Here is a 16,002-nt window from a genome sequence, read left to right as displayed (position 1 = left end):
GAGATTTTCCTTAGCTGAAGCTCGATAAACAGGACATGCTGATGATTCGCGCTAACTCTAATTCCTGGCTTGGGCTAGTGGCCGCCTGCGTCAGTCCTCGGTTTTAGACTGGCTCAGGTCTGGCGTCACTCAGCTGAGTCGGCAGCTGGGCTGGGAGGCGGTGAGTTATGAAGCGGCGATTGCGACTGCTCGGGGCGATGGGGCCGAATCTCAGCAGGCGCTAACTCGTCAGCTTGAGATTGACGGCGTGAGCTACCTACTACAGGTTTCTCCACTCGCGGGCTCCAGTCGGTATGCCTGGCGATTTTCCCTATCGCCCGCTCTGCCTGGTGGTGACGCCGCTGCGCTCGTTTGCCGGGGTGGCCTGGCTGTCCCAGTACTGTCAGGCTCAGCCGCTGAGTTCTGGGGCATTGGGGCCTGAGGGGGACTGCGATCGCCCCTTTCCGCTGCTGGTATCGGTATAATGTAGCGATTTGTAACATTTGGGAACTTACAGAAACTCTTTAGAACCGGAGGCAATACCTGATTTTCCAAGCTTTTTTAACCGAGCCCACGCGAACTGTAGCGAATTCTATCAGCTATGAGCCTTTATCCCAGGCTGAGTAGCATGATAGAAAGGCGGTATATATTTTCTCCAGATTACTTCTCCAGCTTGCCCATTCTCCGGTTGCCTCAGGACATTTCTTATTTATGTTCAAGAATCTAAAATTAAAGCAGAAATTTACCCTTTCTCTCCTACTGGTTTTAATTGGCGGCATTGTCCTCAGCGGCATTACCCTATCGACTGTCCTCAGAAGGAATGCCCAAGCTGAAGTGGGTTCAACCGCGCTGCTGCTGATGGAGACGATGAACTCAGTGCGAGAATATACGGATACGCAAGTCAAGCCAGAACTTGCGGACCAGCTGGTGAGGCGGTTCTTACCAGAAAGTGTTCCAGCCTATTCGGCTCGGGAGGTTTTCGAATCTTTGCGAAAGGATTCAGACTATGACGACTACTTCTATAAAGAAGCCACTTTGAATCCGACGAATTTGCGAGATAAAGCCGACAAATTTGAGGCTCAAATTGTTGAAGATTTTCGCCAGGATTCTAGAAAAACCAGTGCCGAAGGTTTTAGGGTCGCTCAGGGACGCAGAATTTTTTATTTTGCTCGGCCGATCAAGATTTCAAAGGCAAGCTGCTTAGAGTGCCATAGCACTCCAGAGCGTGCGCCCGCTAGCATGATTGAATTTTACGGTGCAAGCGGTGGCTTTGGTTGGCAAGAAGGCGAAATTGTCGGCGCTCAGGTCATTTCTGTACCTGCCAGTACAGTTATCGAGAAGGCCAATAAGGCTACGCTTTTACTGCTCAGTATCGTATCTGCCATCTTCGTGCTAATTATCATTTTGATTAACTATCTCCTCAACAATCAGGTGATTCAACCGCTAAAGCGGATGGTTAAGACCGCTGAGGAAGTCAGCCGGGGCAACATGGGTGTCGAGTTTGAGCAATCGTCCAACGATGAAGTAGGCAACATTGCCCAGGCGTTCACTCGTATGAAGCGCAGTCTGATGATGGCGATGGACCGGATTAATTCATCCTCAGGACGTCGCTCGACTGGTTCACAATCAACTCGAACCACCCGTAACGGAGAGCAAAATTCACCCCGATAGTGCCATTCACGCCTGTTCCCCAGCCATTGTCCAAGCAGCTAGCCTAATATTCTTTTCCTAAACTCAAGCGCCTCTTTCGGATCGGGTAGTTCCTGGGTCAGGCTGTCGATAAATTCTGTTCTGCTCAGTTGGGGCTCTGACTGCATCGTTTCTTCAATAACGAAGGCCGCCATTGGGCCAATATAGTACGCTAGGGCGTCCTGACACTGCTGAATAAACGCATCTTCTATCGGTGGCGACCCAGCACCTTTGGGAGTCGGCCTATCAGCCGAACGAGTCTCAGGATGATTCGTCTGAGGCGGCAGGGTCATAGCCGCTGCCAGTGGCGGAACGACCATGGTCTCAGGGAGCGGCAGCGGCTCAGGCAAGCTTACCCGGGTGGTGTCTGATTGCGCTAACTGGTGCAAATCCGTCATTACCTCGCGGGATGTCTGGTAGCGCTCAGAGGGCGTATCTGCCAGCATTTTGTCCAGGATTTGGCCAAATTCTACAGAAATTGCGGTGTAGGAACGCCACTGCCATTGCAGGGTGTACTGATTCATCAGCACGTAGGGATCTTTGCAGGTCAGCATCACAACGGCGGTAACGCCCAGCGCATAGAGATCGCTGCTGGGAGAGCAAATACCCAAACGGATCTGCTCATGGGGCGCGTAGCCAATCTTGCCGACCAGAGACATCTTGCCCACATAGGAAACCTCTTCGTCGCCCCCTGCGCCCGAGTCGCTGTGTTCGCCGTCTACGACCTGCTTGCCGACCCCAAAATCAATTAGAACTGGTAGATCCCGACCGGCAGGCAGCATAATATTGTCGGGTGAAATATCTCGATGGATGATGTCGTGCTGATGGATATATTCCAATACGGGTAGCAGTTTGTTTAGCCAGTCTATAACAGCCGCCTCTGAAAAATGGCTTCCCTGTTTGCGATATTCCTTTAAAATATTCGAATAGGTTCTTCCATCGACATATTCCTGGACTAAAAACAGGCGACCGTCACCCTCAAAGCAGGCTAGAAAGTTAGGAATCTGCGGATGATGAATTTGGTAAAGGATCTCAGCTTCACGCTTGAACAGATCACGCGACTTTTGCAGACTGTGGGCACCGCTGCCCCGGGGAGCAAACTCCTTCAGCACGCAGGGCTCATTAAAGCGACGGGTATCGAACGCCAGATAAGTCCGCCCCAACCCCCCCTGCCCCAGCAGGTGTTGAATCATGTAGCGATTATCAATCAGCGTCCCGGAAGGGATTTCTGGCTTACCTATCATCGGCTGAGACATGACCTGAGCGCAGTACGATGTCTGCATCCCCCTATCCTGTATCCCTATATGGTGTCACATAGGGCTATCATGCAAATGTGTCTATAGGCGGCAGACCTGATTAGACCAGACCTGACTGAATGATTGTGAGCAGGGCCGCACTGACATTACAGACAAGGGGCATGCAGACGAAATTTAGACCGTTACATTAGAATATTATCCCATATTCCTATAGGCAGAGCTCCTATCACTCAGTCCTAGATTCTGCCTCAGACCGATCTATGGTCAGCGTTGCAGGTTGCTGACTGATCCGCTCTTCTAAAGGACGAACTTTATCTACAATTTGGAAGAAGTATTCATAATTTGGCAAATTTGCGTTAGGCAAATACTTAGCGTCGCTGACCACATTAGAGGGGGCTTCCCTCATCACTCGGGTGATAAATTCACTTTGGTTTCGCTCTATTTGACCCATCAGAACGACGCCGGGTGGAATGGCACGGCTTTTTTGCAAGATTCGAAAATTTTCAGCCCCATAGACTGCTTTGAATGTGTCAAAGTCCGTTTCGGAAAGCGCACCGGCATCGACCGTCCCGTCTTCTACCCAGGCCATGACGGACTCAGGCGTTGGGGCGAAGCGAACTTCCTGGAGCGTTAAGCCATACAGGTCGTAGAGCGGCAGATAGTAGCCCGATGCGGAGCCTCGCTCGCCTAGAGCTATGATTTTATCTTGAAGGTCGCTGAGCTGATTGATAGTACTGTCAGCGCGGGTCACGATCAGGCCAAATTTGGCGTTGCCTCTAGTTTCGAGGGGAAACATCTGAACATAGCCCTGTTTGTTAGCGATCGCGGCTAAACCTGGTGATGCAAAAACAATATCCCAGTTGCTGCGTTCAATTTCTTCAACGGCCTTTAATTCGTTATAGGCAACCTCTAGCTCTACCGGCGTTTTTGTTTGCTCTGCCAAATAGTTTTGGAAGCGCTGATATCGCTCTAGGGAGAGTTCGGAGTCGCCATAACCCACCACGCCTACAATCAGTTTGTCATTATTCACTGACTCCTGCGAACTACACCCCCAGTTGAAAACGATTAACAAAAAGGGGAGTAGGGAAAGCAGTTTGGCAATTTTCATAGTGCAATCTATGCCAGGGCTGGCGATGGCTCATGGATAGCATTATTACACCAGAAGCTTGTCAGCTGAATTGCAGCTATCGGAAGTTAACAGTCTAAGAAAAATTCACAAACGCCATTAAAGTTATTGTGAAGTACTCTAATGGCGTTGCAGCCAGCGGCATCACAGTCGAAGTAGGATTACAGTCTAATTGGGGGCAGGAGGATAGTTGGGCCATTGGAGCTCTGAGTTCGGGAGGTGGGAGCAGCCGTTGGCTGACCGGGGGTCGGTCGAGGCGGCGGGAGGGTACTCTTCCGGCTGCGATACTGCGCGCTGGCGTGACCTGCAGCACTTCTACGTCCGGGTAGAGAATTCCAATTTCGCCTGCTGGAGCCGTATCTTCTACTCAATAAACCTCGAGCCGAGCCGTATAGCGAGGGCGCAGTAGCGGCGCTAGCTGCTGGCGGATTTTGCTGGCCAGGGCGTGATGAACATCAGCCCACAGATAGCCTTCGAGGTAGGGATCCATTCCTGGGAAAGGGGACGGCATGGTGGGATGCTCAGGCAGTCAGCATGGGGGCATTATAGCTTTTCGTGATCAAGCTCCTCTCTGCTGGATATAGAGGAGGATGCCCTGGGCGATCGCGGCTGCCATGCGGCTACGCCAGGCCGGGTCGCGTAGGTTGGGCTGGTCTTCTGCGCCGGTGACGAAGCCGGTTTCGACTAGGGTAGCGGGCATGGAGGTATTGCGAATAACGTAGAAGCGGGCCTGACGGACACCGCGATCGCGCATTCCCATGGTTTGCAGCACCGTGCTGTGAATGGCCTGCGCCAGCCGCTGCCCTAAGCTACTGGCGTAGTAGGTTTCTAGCCCGTTTACATCGGGGCGGCTGAGGCTGATTGCATTGGCGTGAATGCTGACAAACAGATTGGCATTGGCCCGTTCTGCAATCTGGACGCGGTCTTCCAGTTCCAGCTCGTAGTCGCTATCCCGAGTTAGCACCACATTGACTCCCGCCTGCCGCAGATTGTCAGCGACCTGATAGGAAATATCGTTGACGACCTGCTTTTCCTGTAGGCCGCCAATGCCGACTGCTCCTGGGTCCCTGCCGCCGTGGCCAGGGTCGATGACGACGGTGACCTGTCCGTTCGGGACTGAGAACCCCATCGACGGTGACGGCGTGAGCTGCCCGGCGGGCGGCGGTACAGCCACCGGCTCCAGCAGCGCTGCGCCAACATCGGGGACATCTCCAATCGCAACATCTCTGGGTACCAGCGTCACCCCGTCTATGCGGGTCGAGACCTGCCAGTCGGGACTGCCCTCGGCCAGGGTTAGCGTCATCCGCAGGGTCGGCGGCTCAGCTGCGGTTTGGACCAGCTGCCAAGCGCTGACGCTGTAACGATCGACCGGCAGCTGCTCGGTACCTAATCCGAAAGAAATTGCGGCATCGCTGAACTCTAGCGTCATTTCCCCGTCTGAGCGGCTGACCTGTACCTCGGGCATTGTGCCGACGGTGCGGATAAAAAAGCCCTCTGCGGTAGCGCTAACGCTACGGAGTCGGGTCGCGGCCTCCGTAGGCTGATTGCTGACGCGGTTGGGATTCACCGTTTCAGGCTGGGGGCCAGGTTGGCCTGACGGCTCAGCTGGGGCCAAGCGTTCTAGTTCAGGAGCGGGCTCTGTACGGTCGGAAATACCCTGTTGCAGCCGATCCAGACTCTCGCTTGAGGCCGCTGGCAAGCTCTGACGTAGCTCCTCTAGGCTCTGGCCCGAGGCTGCTGGCGCTAGCACCGTTAGCAGGCCGCAGCAGCCCACGAGCAGGCAATTCCATCTCACGAGAATATTTCCTCGGTTTAACGGATATCAGCCTAGCGTATGTTCGGCGAGAATTGGCATTTTAGGGCGGGTTCCTGGCGAAAGTTTGGATAACAGCTACAGCAGGCCTTTTCTACTCCGCTCCAGCAGCTGGCTCTACCCCTGGAGCGTTTTCCCAGGGCGGGCTGTCTGAAAGACTGCGAATGACCAAAAGCCATGCGCCCGCCAGCCCCGAGAGAAACTTTAGGCTTTGGCGTGGGTCCAGGCTGAAGCAGGATAGCGCTGAGTCATCAGGGTACGGCTGACCTTTAGCTACCGATGCAAAGACTGAATGATATCGCGCTTGATGTCAATGAACTCGGGGTCTAGCTTAATTTCTAACTCGCGGTTGGGCGGCAGCTCGATGGGGATTGTGCGCTTAATTTTTCCAGGCCGAGCGCTCATCACGTAGACCCGCTGGGAGAGAAAAATCGCCTCTTCAATGTCGTGGGTGATCATCAGCACGGTGGTGTGGGTCTGCCGCCACAGCCTGAGCAGAAACTGCTGCATCTGCTCCTTGGTTTGGGCATCGAGCGCGCCAAAGGGCTCATCCATCAGCAGCACCTCGGGGTCGTTGGCCAGGGCGCGGGCGATCGCGACCCGCTGCTTCATGCCGCCCGAGAGCTGCTTGGGGTAGGCATCGGCAAACTGAGACAGGCCAACTACGTCCAGGTAGTAGGCGACGCGATCGCGCCGTTCTCCCCGCGACATGCCGCGCAGCCTCAGGCCAAACTGAATATTGCCGGCGACGGTCAGCCAGGGATAGAGGGTATAGGTTTGAAACACCATGCCTCGGTCAGACCCTGGCCCGGTGACCGGCCGACCATCCACCGCAATTTTGCCCGCCGAGGGCGACATCAGGCCCGCCACAATGTTCAGCAGGGTAGACTTGCCGCAGCCGGAAGACCCTACCAGACAGGTAAACTCTCGCGGATAGATCTCTAAGTCAATATCTTGGAGCACCATCAGCGGCTTGCCCTGGGACTGGAACGACTTATAGACGCCGCTGACGGCGAGTTTCGGCTGGTCCTGATCCAGCTCGGGCTGCGCCCGGGTGGCGGTGGCGGTTTGGGTAGAGGCGGCTCTAGTCATTGGATTCAGGACAGACGACGGGATGCCTCTAGTTAAGCGGATAGGCCCAAACCATAATGTTCGCTCAGATACCGTCGAATCCGCCGTACTGCCGGCCGCGCCACTGCCGGGGCCGCCGCCCGGCGGAAAGCGCAATCCGCAGTACCGCCAGCGGGTCGGCCAGGGGTGATAGCCAGAACAGCCAGCCTCCTTGACGCTGGGCAGACTGGGTAAAGTCATAGGAGCCCGCAACCGCCGCCAGCAGCGCTACCCGAATTGCGACCAGGGCGGCATTCAGCCCCAGGGCTGTCAGGATAGTGGGAGTCGGGTAGATAGTAGAACTGGCCAGGCCAAACCCGAATAGCCCGGTCATTAGAAAGGGTAGGGCTTGAACGGCGGTTAAGAAATACAGGTCGGCGTAGAGCTGCGATCGCGAACTGGCATCCTTTAGGTCGAGCGAGCGGCCCCATTCCTCCCAGGTTTCGCGCATTCCCTCGTACATCCGCACCTTCAGCACCTGCGAACCGTCCAGAAAGCCGACCCGAGCGCCGCTGAGGGCGGCCTGGCGGGCCAGCGTTACGTCGTCGCAAAAGGAGCCGCGAGCCGAGCGATAGCCGTCCAGTTTGACCAGCAGCGATCGCCGACAGAGAAAGCACTGGCCGTTGGCCATAGCCCGCTCCGGCTGGCTGGCGACTTCCCCCGCTGCGCCAAACCGGTAGACCAGCGTCATCAGCAGGGCGGGCTGGAGCCAGAATTCTCCTGGTGACCTGAGGATGAAGCGGGGCGACAGCGACAATAGATCGAGTTCCTGCAGCTCTGCGGCTTTGACCAAGCTAGGGACCAGCCCGGGCTGGGGCTGGGTATCGGCATCGATGCCCAGAAACCAGTCGCTGCCAGAATCCATCTGCTGGAAGCCGGTGTGCAGCGCCCAGGGCCGCCCTACCCAGCCCGGGGGCAATGGCTCATCGGTGATTAGCCGAAATCGGCGATCGCGCTCCCCCTGCTGCTTCACCAATCCTGGCGTGCCGTCCTCGGAACGGCTATCGACTACCAATATTTCACGGACTTCGTACCCCTGGTGGCTCAGCCCGTCCAGGCAAGGGCCAATTCGCGCCGCCTCATTCAGGGTTGGCACGACGACGCTAACGCTGCCGAGCAGGTCTGGCGTTGTCCGCTCGGGCTGGAGCGGCGGTTGGCGAAAGGGTCCCCGCACCAGCCGGGCTAGCAGCAGCGCTACTGCCGGCAGCTGGAGCAGCAGCGCTAGGGTTGCGAGAATATTCATGCCGTTACTGCGGGCCTACTTCGGCAGGGCGCTGATCAGCTCTGGCGTCCCTGCAACCGCGTCTTGCTCTGGCGGGCTTTCAGCGATTGAGACATCGGCAAGGGGGGCCATCTGCCAGCATAGAATGGCTGGAATCACCCCGACCAAAACGCCTAGCCGCACCGGAATGCCGAAGGGTTCCGGCAGCTGGGCTACCGTAATTACCGCCCCAAAGGCAAAATTCATCAGATAGACGACTAGCGGCAGCACCAGCTGCTGGCGCGACAGCCGCAGCGACAGCCGCCGCCAGAACAGGGCAGCGATCCCCATAAAGATGGCCCCGGTACCCACCCAGCCGAGCAGATTGCGGTAGGGCATGCCAAAGAAAACGCCGACTTCCTGAAAATACCAAAAGGGAAACGCTGCCTGGCTCATGGCCGGGTCGAGCACCAGATCCCAGGCCGTCAGCAGTACGGCCCCACCGCCAACGGCCAGCAGCCTGACGCCACCATCACCGACCCGCTGCCGACTAAAGCCTGCCCGCAGGCCGCTGTAGGCTAGCAAATAGGCGGCTAAACCTAGGTAAAACCAGGAGAGTGGAATCGTAAATGGGACCAGCCCGGCCACCTTATAGCCCAACCCGCTGAGATAGGCGTAGTGGCCAAAGGGAAAGCCGGTGCTGGTACCCACTAGTTCACTCAGCAGCGATAGCCCCAGCGCCGGTACCATAAACAGTGCTAGGGGTCGCCCGCCCATTACCCGATAGCCCCAAATAGCTACCGCGATCGCGCCCAGCAAGATGTAAACCATGCCGCCACCGGCCATGCTGAGCTGAAAGAGACGCTGGCCCAGCGGCGGCAGGTCGGCCACGAGCTCGGGATGGGGCAGCACAATCACCAAACCGGCCAGCCCAAACACCAGCGAAACCAGATGCGCCGTCAGACAAACCCACTGAACTATCTCAAGCCGCTTCATGCAATACCCTTATTCCGTACTTAAATCCTACTTACCTTACGATGGTGCCACTCACATGGTCATCTCTTCCTGACACGAATGTCTTCCGTCAGTATAAAGGGGTCGTATAGAGATTTTTTCCTTCCTAAGAATTTTATTACCCTACGATCGGGCCTATTGTCGTGCTTGCTTCAGTGGGAACAGTTTCAGCTCTGATCTAAAACCGGCTTCACCCAGAGTTCCTTCAGCCAGATCTGGGCCACCACCGTCAGCGGCAGCGCCAGCAGCAGCCCCAAAAAGCCAAAAAATATGGCGCAGATGAGCTGACTCAGCAGGGTCACCGCGGGCAGAATCGAAACCTGCTTCTGCATCACCAGCGGCGTCAGAAAATTGCTTTCCACCTGCTGCACCCCGATATACAGCCCTACCACTGCCAGCGCTTTCCAAGGAGAGGCCAGTAGCGCCGTGGCCACCGGGGGAATGACGCTGATCGCCGGGCCAATGTTGGGAATGAAGGTGAGCAATCCGGCCAGCAGCGCGCTGGCAAAGGCCAGCGGTACGTCCAGCAGCCAGAGCCCCAGCCCGCTGAGGACGGTGATAATCGTCATGTTGAAAAAAATGCCGAGCGCCCAGCCCGCGATCGACTCCTCGCACTGCTGCAGGATGGCGCGAATGCGATCGCGGTAGGAGGCTGGAAACAGTCGAACAAAGGCCCGCTGGTAGGGCTGAGGATCGGCCATCAGCATAATTGACAGCACCAGCACCAGCAATATATTGAGCAAAATCGTCAGCGTGTTGGAAAACAGCAGATAGAACCGCTCAACGACCATCTGAGCGTCGAGAGCCTGGAGCTGCTGCAAGATGCCGTTAAAGCCGCGGAGATTCTCCGTAAACTTTTCTGGAACCATCAGCTCCAAGTTGTCAATCAGGTTCTCGAGCCGCTCAACCCCTTGGGGGACGAGCTGAAATAGCTGCTGCAGCTGCGACACGAACGGCGGTACGACCCCAGCGACAATAATCGCGAACAGGGCGATGGTAACCAGAATCATCAGCACCACGGCCAGCCCGCGCTGCAATTGCCACCGCTGCAAACGCTGCACGCCCTGACTCAGGACAGTGGCCAGAATGACGGCGCTAAACGCCAGTAGCAAGACCTGACGAATCTGCCACAAAATATACAGGGCCAGAATTAGGGCAATTAGGCTGACATATTGCGAAAGTTTCAAGCTGATGCTTCCTACTTAAACGCCTCAAAGCGAAAGCAGGCAGCCTGGGCCACCTGCTTTCGCAAACCGAACTTAAGCAGACCGACTAATCCCAAACAGCCAGTCTAGATGCACGGCTTCTACACACCATCTTGGAGCTCAGACGTCTCAGTCCCCATCAGGCCAGGCCGACGCTCACCCAAATAGCGATTTAGGAAAGTGCTGGCGAAGGAGAGTACGATCGGCCCAAGCAGAAAGGCCAGCGGCCCACTGACGCTGAAGCCGGGCACAAACAGGGAGGCCAGCCAGAAACAAAGGCCGTTGACCACGATTGAAAACAGCCCAAAGGTAATAAGGGTCAGTGGCAGGGATAGGATTTGAAGGACGGGCCGAATCAGGCCGTTAACGACGCCGATAGCAACGGCAGCAATAAGCGCCGCTACAAACGTATCAATTCTGACACCAGGAATAATTAAATCGACAACTAGCAGACTCAGGGCCGTCACTAGCGCCGCAATAAAAGAACCAAGCATAGAGTTTCCCTCAACTTTTTAACAGTAATTCTGAAGTTACTCATTAATATGGCAGACGAACCCGGTGCTGGCCTCTCTATGCAGATAGATATTTTTGGGCAACTGGCTGTTTGGAAAGATAGCCTGAATCCTCATAGAGTCGTTCCGGCAGCGGTCAAGAAGTCAGGGAATCCCTATTTCAGACCGGATAAAGGTTCTCTGTGAACAGCGGGTGAACAGCGGGTGAACAGCGGGCAACCGCAGCAAGAAGCTGTAGGAAACAGTGGCGCCAAATCCGATCGGAAATTGAAGTTTTGTTAACGCTGGAATACTGCGATTTAATTGCGCTGTTTGGATGAACGGCCGGTGCATCCGGTCGTTTAAATATTCCTGAATAAATACGTTAACTGAATCTTAGGGCAGAAGACATTTACGCTTCATTCAATAATAATAAACTCAGAAACGTAGCAGGCAAACCCGAACGATGAAAATACTTCGCATTATCCTTGGCATTTTGCTGCCGCCAGTGGGTGTATTTTTAACCTATGGCATCAGCAGCGCACTGTTTATCAACATTCTACTGACCATCCTGGGTTGGATTCCCGGCAGCATTCATGCCGCCTGGGCCATCACTAAGCACTATGAGCGGGAAGCTTATTAGACCATTGGCTAGTCTACCTAGTCGGGCCTGGTCGGGTACGAGTAGTCGCTCCGCAGCTGTGAAGGTTGAGTCGCAGTTCAGTCAAAATTCCAAAACTCCAGCGCTTTGAGGAACGCTGGAGTTTTTTCGAGATTTTGCCGAGAGTTAGCGCTTGTCTTGGTCTGGGCCTTCGTTAAAGGCTTCCCGAGCGCTCTCCCACAGCTCTCTTAGCGTCTGCTTAACGCTTTGCTCCCGCTGGGCTAGCGCCTTACCGGCGTCGGCTAGGCGGGCTTCGAAGTTGGCTTGTTTCACGGCGACCGTATCGGCAATTTCCTCCATCTGGGGTTTCATCTGCTGGTACCAGTCCTGAGCCTCATCTAGATACTGCTTTACCACTTCGGACTGCTCGCCATAGCGGGCTGATAGGTTAGCTTGCAAAATGGCAAGCTGGGTTTTGAGCTGGGCATAGCGCTTCTGCATCAGCTGCGACTCTTCACTGTCCTTGAGCTGGTCGATGGCACTAGTCAGGCTGTTCTGGGTTTGCTCAGACTGATCTACCGCGGCTGACTTAAGACTGTCTAAGGCGCTATCGACCTGGCGCTGGAGGGCGGCTGTCTCGGTGTCGGCCTGGGCCTGTAAACGCTTGATTTCAGCCTGGGTTGCAGACAGCTGCTGACGTTCGGTTTGGCTAACGGCGTCGAGCCCACCCTCAATGGCCGCTGCGACGTCCTGTTTAAGGGTTTCACCGCGGTCTTGTAGACTGTCGATGACCGCCGCGATCGCGGCGCGCAGCAGCGGTCCTACCTCCTGGGAACCGCCTTGGAGCTCGGTGCGGGCCTGAGCCACGGCACTACGAACAATTTCTTTCAGCCGCTCGGCTCTCACCTGACCGGCCTGCTTTGCCGCTTGAATATCTTGGCTGACCTGTTCTCTGACAGAGCGGGGCATATCGCTACTCTCGAATGCGTCTACCCCTGATGGTGCCCTTTTAAGCCGGTATTGACCCCTATCTAAGGGTAGCTTTTAGGCCAATCTAAATAGGTGAATTGGGTCTGTTCAGGCGGCGCGCTGGGCCGGGTCGCCGGAGTAGTAAAATGCCCAACGGCGAGGGTCGGGATGGCGGTACCACTGGTCGCGGCTAACCCGCAGGATCAGGACAGGCAGCGCTGAACTCGGGTCTTCGGCAACGACGGTGACAACCACTTCTCGCATCAAAATATCTTGGGCAAAGCTGCGCTGAGCTCCCGTTCGAGCGGCCCGCTCGGCCCGGTAAATCAGGCTGCTGTAGGCTTCACCGGGTTCGCGTCCCAGAAAAAGACTGAGCCGAGAGGTATAGATCTGGGAGGGCTGTGGTGCAACTAGCGCCTCGGTCAGCCAGAGCCCGGTTGCTCCCATCAGCGCCGTTAGCCCAACCAGCGTAATTGAGCGTTGCGCGCTGCGATGGAGGCGGCGTCGGGTCCGAGAAAACGATTGGGGAGCTGACCACTGCATAGGCTTATAGCAGATATTTAACAGAAGACGGGCAATCGGCATGGGCCATTGGAAACGGGCAGCGGCGGTGAGACGCTTAATTACTTATCAAGTTTCCCAGTTTATTGAATTCGCTACACTTTTTTAAAGAATCGCGTTACTGTCAGCGGAGCATCGTGGTATTTTCTGGGGTGTTTCCGGGCGACGTTTTAACCGCTGCGTTGGCTAGTTTAGCGAATAACCCGGGCCGGCCGCCGCATGCAAGCTGAGAATGGCACCTTGAGGATGTTCCATGGCTAACTACTGGGCAATTATCGTTGGCATTAATCAGTACCAGTTTTTGCAGCCGTTGATGCATGCACAGAACGATGCGCTGGCCCTGCGGCAGTTTTTAGTCGAGTCGGCGGGCTTTAGACCAGAATGCTGCCTGCTGCTGAGCGAGGGGCTAGGGGCGACCGGCTATGCTGCCATCCATCCCGACCGGTCCAGCATTACTCGGGCAATTCAGAACGTGCAGGCCAAACTTCAGCCTGACGATTTGCTTTGGATATTTTTTAGCGGCTATGGGGTGCAGCTAGAGCAGGCGGATTACCTGATGCCGCTAGAGGGCGATCCGGGCCAGATTGCTCAGACTGGGATTGCAATTGAGGGTCTGATGACGATGCTGAGCCAGGCCCCCACTCATAACATTGTGCTGGCGTTGGATATCAATCGCAGTCAAGGTGCCTTGGCCAATCAGACCATCGGCAGTCAAACCCTGCAGCTGGCTAAAACGCGAGATATTCCTACCCTGCTATCCTGTCAGCCTGAGCAGTTTTCCCATGAAACCCTGGCCTTGCGCCACGGGCTGTTTACGGCGGCCTTGCTGGAGGGCATGGGCGCCCACGGCTGCGTCACCCTGGATCAGATTGCAATTTATCTCAGTCAGCGGCTGCCCCAGCTCTGTGACCACCACTGGCGACCCATTCAGAACTCGGTTGCAGTACTGCCGGACCAGCAAAAGTTTTTGATGGTAATTCCCCAGAGCGCGATCGCGGCCCTACCTGTCCCAACCGGCACCGCCCTATCGACTGGCCGCCCAGAAGACCGCCCAGAAGACCGCCCAGAAGACCGCCCAGAAGACCGCCCAGATGGCCGCCCAGAAGACCGCCCAGAAGACCGCCCAGAAGACCGCCCAGATGACCGCCCAGCTAGTCGCTCAGGCCTTCTGGAAAGCCCGGTCAGCCCAGTTTCCCCAGACCCGGCAACTGAAATACCAGGTCTGCCGAATCCTGGTTTTCCCGACCCAGATCTGCCTGACTCAGATTTGGCCAATTTAGATCTGGCCGACCCAGATTTGGCCGAGACCGATGAACGACTAGAGCTGGCTGAAGATTGGGACTCGGGATTCGACAGTGCGGGCAATGCGGGTTCACCCGAAAGCTCCCTGGACGAACGATTGGACCTGGGCGCTGAACTTTCTGAGGACCCTACGACTGCCGGTGCCATTGCTGAAGTTGAGCTGTCCACCGAGCGCCGCCAGGCTGCGGCTGGCAGTCCCTGGCGTAACTGGGCCTTAGCTGCTGTACTGGTTGCGGCTGTGGGCGGTTTTTTGCTGGTCAACCAGGGCCGGGTTGATCAGGTGCTGAGCGGTCTGGCCGCACAGCTTGGACTAGATGCGGATGACGGAGCCAGAATTGACACGGCGACTGAGCCCCCAGACCCGGCCCCGGCAGCGGGAGAGCCCGTGGCTGTCACCGCTGCCGATAGCAGTGACGAGCCGCGGCTCGACCAGGCTCGAGCCGCCATCGCCAATCAGCAATATTCTGAAGCCCTGGCGCTGCTTCAGCAGGTACCCGAGGCCGATCGGACCCCCACCTATGAGGCTGTCTTAGACCGCGCCCAGGCGGGTGTCTCCCAGGCCAATCAGGTCAATGCTTCAGCCCTGGCCGAGGCCAAAACCTCAATCCAGCCGACCCAGGCCACCCCGTTTGCCACTGCGATTGCCAAGGCGCGACAGATTCCGCCGGGCGAGCCTTACTATGAGCAAGCCCAGCAGGATATCGACCGCTGGAGTCAGGTGATTTTAGACCTGGCGGAGGGGCGAGCGGCTAGCGGCAATTTAGAAAGCGCGATCGCGGCGGCTCGGGTGCTGCCGATGGACCGACCCCAGCTCTACGAGCAGGCTCAGAATCGGATTGCCTTCTGGCAGCAGCGGCTGAATAGTCGTCAGATTATCCAGCAGGCGCAGGATATTCCCCGGGCTGGCCAGGCCAGTAGCTATCAGCAGGGCATCGTCAAACTCGAAGCAGTGCCGGTCGAGCACCCCGAATACGATACGGCTAGACAGCTGAGAGACGAGTGGAGCGAGCGGATGCTCAGTATTGCCCAGGCCCGAGCCGCCCAGGGTCGCACTGCGGACGCGATTCGGGCGGCAGTCCTGATTCCGCCCGGCACCGCCGCCTACGAGCCGGCTCAGCAGGCGATTCAGCGTTGGAAGGAGTAAGATAGGGGCAGCCTTTACCCCGTCCGTCGGTCGCTTGCTGGACCTATGTCAATCTCACGCACCCCGCCTGGCCCGGGACAAGAATCCGTTTGGGACTATCCCCGGCCGCCTGCTCTCGAAGCCAGCAGTCAGCACATTCTGATCCAGTTCAACCAGACGATCATCGCTGAAACCCAGCGATCGCAGCGAGTGCTCGAAACCAGCCATCCGCCGGTCTACTACATTCCCCCGGCCGACGTGCAAATGCAGTACCTGCAGCTGACGGCCCGGCAGACCTTTTGCGAATGGAAGGGGCTGGCCACCTATTACACGCTCACGGTAGGCGCTCGTATCGCCGCCAACGTCGCCTGGGCCTATCCTCAGCCCACCCAGTCCTTCCAACCGATTCAGGACTACCTCGCTTTCTATCCTAGCCGAGTAGACTGCACCGTCGATGGGGAAGCCGTGCAGGCTCAGCCTGGGGACTTTTACGGCGGCTGGATTACGCAAAATATTGTCGGCCCCTTTAAGGGGGCAGTGGGAACCTGGGGTTGGTAAGCAG

At 56.6% G+C, this 16,002-nt stretch carries 16 protein-coding genes and 1 pseudogene; 6 read left to right on the top strand and 11 right to left on the bottom strand.

Annotated features, from left to right (window positions below; all coding sequences use genetic code 11):
* Positions 1 to 64: 64 nt before the first annotated feature.
* The 3 genes and pseudogenes from IQ241_RS26280 to IQ241_RS01970 form a co-directional block, all read left to right on the top strand.
* Positions 65 to 265 (top strand): annotated as a pseudogene (locus tag IQ241_RS26280) (DUF1822 family protein); the annotation flags it as partial.
* 28 nt (positions 266 to 293) lie between these two features.
* Entirely contained in the window at positions 294 to 464 is a 171-nt protein-coding gene (locus IQ241_RS25310) for a hypothetical protein (RefSeq protein WP_228021286.1), read from the top strand.
* 226 nt (positions 465 to 690) lie between these two features.
* Positions 691 to 1,650, top strand: coding sequence for a c-type heme family protein (locus IQ241_RS01970; protein ID WP_193904731.1), 960 nt, complete (start codon positions 691 to 693; stop codon positions 1,648 to 1,650).
* Between the two features lie 38 nt (positions 1,651 to 1,688).
* Here the strand turns inward: IQ241_RS01970 and IQ241_RS01965 are convergent, their stop codons facing one another.
* The 9 genes from IQ241_RS01965 to IQ241_RS01925 form a co-directional block, all read right to left on the bottom strand.
* Positions 1,689 to 2,924 (bottom strand): protein kinase domain-containing protein, encoded by a 1,236-nt coding sequence (locus IQ241_RS01965; protein WP_193904839.1) that lies wholly within the window; start codon positions 2,922 to 2,924, stop codon positions 1,689 to 1,691.
* 226 nt (positions 2,925 to 3,150) lie between these two features.
* Positions 3,151 to 3,954 (bottom strand): phosphate/phosphite/phosphonate ABC transporter substrate-binding protein, encoded by an 804-nt coding sequence (locus IQ241_RS01960; RefSeq protein WP_322743541.1) that lies wholly within the window; start codon positions 3,952 to 3,954, stop codon positions 3,151 to 3,153.
* Positions 3,955 to 4,417: 463 nt separating this feature from the next.
* Entirely contained in the window at positions 4,418 to 4,561 is a 144-nt protein-coding gene (locus tag IQ241_RS01955) for a DUF4058 family protein (RefSeq protein WP_228021284.1), read from the bottom strand.
* Positions 4,562 to 4,609: 48 nt separating this feature from the next.
* Positions 4,610 to 5,845, bottom strand: a complete 1,236-nt coding sequence (locus IQ241_RS01950) for an N-acetylmuramoyl-L-alanine amidase family protein (protein WP_322743540.1) — start codon at positions 5,843 to 5,845, stop codon at positions 4,610 to 4,612.
* Positions 5,846 to 6,136: 291 nt separating this feature from the next.
* A complete protein-coding gene (locus IQ241_RS01945) occupies positions 6,137 to 6,955 on the bottom strand; it encodes an ABC transporter ATP-binding protein (RefSeq protein ID WP_193904729.1) in 819 nt (272 codons plus the stop codon).
* A 64-nt stretch (positions 6,956 to 7,019) separates the two neighbouring features.
* Entirely contained in the window at positions 7,020 to 8,216 is a 1,197-nt protein-coding gene (gene cruG, locus IQ241_RS01940; protein WP_193904728.1) for a 2'-O-glycosyltransferase CruG, read from the bottom strand.
* 15 nt (positions 8,217 to 8,231) lie between these two features.
* On the bottom strand, positions 8,232 to 9,170 hold the full coding sequence (cruF, locus tag IQ241_RS01935) for a gamma-carotene 1'-hydroxylase CruF (protein ID WP_193904727.1): 939 nt from the start codon (positions 9,168 to 9,170) through the stop codon (positions 8,232 to 8,234).
* Positions 9,171 to 9,355: 185 nt separating this feature from the next.
* Positions 9,356 to 10,375, bottom strand: coding sequence for an AI-2E family transporter (locus tag IQ241_RS01930; RefSeq protein ID WP_193904726.1), 1,020 nt, complete (start codon positions 10,373 to 10,375; stop codon positions 9,356 to 9,358).
* 119 nt (positions 10,376 to 10,494) lie between these two features.
* Positions 10,495 to 10,887: a phage holin family protein gene (locus IQ241_RS01925; protein ID WP_193904725.1), complete on the bottom strand. Its 393-nt coding sequence runs from the start codon at positions 10,885 to 10,887 to the stop codon at positions 10,495 to 10,497.
* Between the two features lie 463 nt (positions 10,888 to 11,350).
* Here IQ241_RS01925 and IQ241_RS01920 point away from each other — a divergent pair, with 463 nt between their 5' ends.
* Entirely contained in the window at positions 11,351 to 11,527 is a 177-nt protein-coding gene (locus tag IQ241_RS01920; protein WP_193904724.1) for a YqaE/Pmp3 family membrane protein, read from the top strand.
* A gap of 144 nt (positions 11,528 to 11,671) precedes the next feature.
* Here the strand turns inward: IQ241_RS01920 and IQ241_RS01915 are convergent, their stop codons facing one another.
* Together IQ241_RS01915 and IQ241_RS01910 are read right to left on the bottom strand one after the other, a co-directional pair.
* Complete coding sequence (locus IQ241_RS01915) at positions 11,672 to 12,454, bottom strand: GumC domain-containing protein (RefSeq protein WP_193904723.1); 783 nt, start codon at positions 12,452 to 12,454, stop codon at positions 11,672 to 11,674.
* Positions 12,455 to 12,562: 108 nt separating this feature from the next.
* Positions 12,563 to 12,997 carry a hypothetical protein gene (locus IQ241_RS01910; protein WP_193904722.1) on the bottom strand — a complete coding sequence of 145 codons (435 nt, stop codon included), beginning with the start codon at positions 12,995 to 12,997 and terminating at the stop codon, positions 12,563 to 12,565.
* Positions 12,998 to 13,268: 271 nt separating this feature from the next.
* Between IQ241_RS01910 and IQ241_RS01905 the strand changes: the two genes are divergently transcribed.
* Both IQ241_RS01905 and IQ241_RS01900 read left to right on the top strand, forming a co-directional pair.
* Positions 13,269 to 15,461, top strand: a complete 2,193-nt coding sequence (locus IQ241_RS01905) for a caspase family protein (RefSeq protein WP_193904721.1) — start codon at positions 13,269 to 13,271, stop codon at positions 15,459 to 15,461.
* A gap of 45 nt (positions 15,462 to 15,506) precedes the next feature.
* Complete coding sequence (locus tag IQ241_RS01900; RefSeq protein ID WP_193904720.1) at positions 15,507 to 15,998, top strand: DUF427 domain-containing protein; 492 nt, start codon at positions 15,507 to 15,509, stop codon at positions 15,996 to 15,998.
* Positions 15,999 to 16,002 lie beyond the last annotated feature (4 nt).

The sequence above is a fragment of the Vasconcelosia minhoensis LEGE 07310 genome (genome assembly GCF_015207255.1).
Lineage (GTDB): Bacteria > Cyanobacteriota > Cyanobacteriia > Phormidesmidales > Phormidesmidaceae > Vasconcelosia > Vasconcelosia minhoensis.
The sequence above is the reverse complement of the archived record's forward strand: the minus strand, read 5'-3'. Positions and strand labels throughout refer to the sequence as shown.

Bases quoted from the DNA above. Each gene is read 5' to 3' on its own strand.
- IQ241_RS25310 (WP_228021286.1), top strand. From the start codon at position 294: ATGCCTGGCGATTTTCCCTATCGCCCGCTCTGCCTGGTGGTGACGCCG.
- IQ241_RS01970 (WP_193904731.1), top strand. From the start codon at position 691: ATGTTCAAGAATCTAAAATTAAAGCAGAAATTTACCCTTTCTCTCCTA.
- IQ241_RS01965 (WP_193904839.1), bottom strand. From the start codon at position 2,924: ATGTCTCAGCCGATGATAGGTAAGCCAGAAATCCCTTCCGGGACGCTG.
- IQ241_RS01955 (WP_228021284.1), bottom strand. From the start codon at position 4,561: ATGCCGTCCCCTTTCCCAGGAATGGATCCCTACCTCGAAGGCTATCTG.
- IQ241_RS01945 (WP_193904729.1), bottom strand. From the start codon at position 6,955: ATGACTAGAGCCGCCTCTACCCAAACCGCCACCGCCACCCGGGCGCAG.
- cruG (WP_193904728.1), bottom strand. From the start codon at position 8,216: ATGAATATTCTCGCAACCCTAGCGCTGCTGCTCCAGCTGCCGGCAGTA.
- cruF (WP_193904727.1), bottom strand. From the start codon at position 9,170: ATGAAGCGGCTTGAGATAGTTCAGTGGGTTTGTCTGACGGCGCATCTG.
- IQ241_RS01925 (WP_193904725.1), bottom strand. From the start codon at position 10,887: ATGCTTGGTTCTTTTATTGCGGCGCTAGTGACGGCCCTGAGTCTGCTA.
- IQ241_RS01920 (WP_193904724.1), top strand. From the start codon at position 11,351: ATGAAAATACTTCGCATTATCCTTGGCATTTTGCTGCCGCCAGTGGGT.
- IQ241_RS01915 (WP_193904723.1), bottom strand. From the start codon at position 12,454: ATGCCCCGCTCTGTCAGAGAACAGGTCAGCCAAGATATTCAAGCGGCA.
- IQ241_RS01910 (WP_193904722.1), bottom strand. From the start codon at position 12,997: ATGCAGTGGTCAGCTCCCCAATCGTTTTCTCGGACCCGACGCCGCCTC.
- IQ241_RS01905 (WP_193904721.1), top strand. From the start codon at position 13,269: ATGGCTAACTACTGGGCAATTATCGTTGGCATTAATCAGTACCAGTTT.
- IQ241_RS01900 (WP_193904720.1), top strand. From the start codon at position 15,507: ATGTCAATCTCACGCACCCCGCCTGGCCCGGGACAAGAATCCGTTTGG.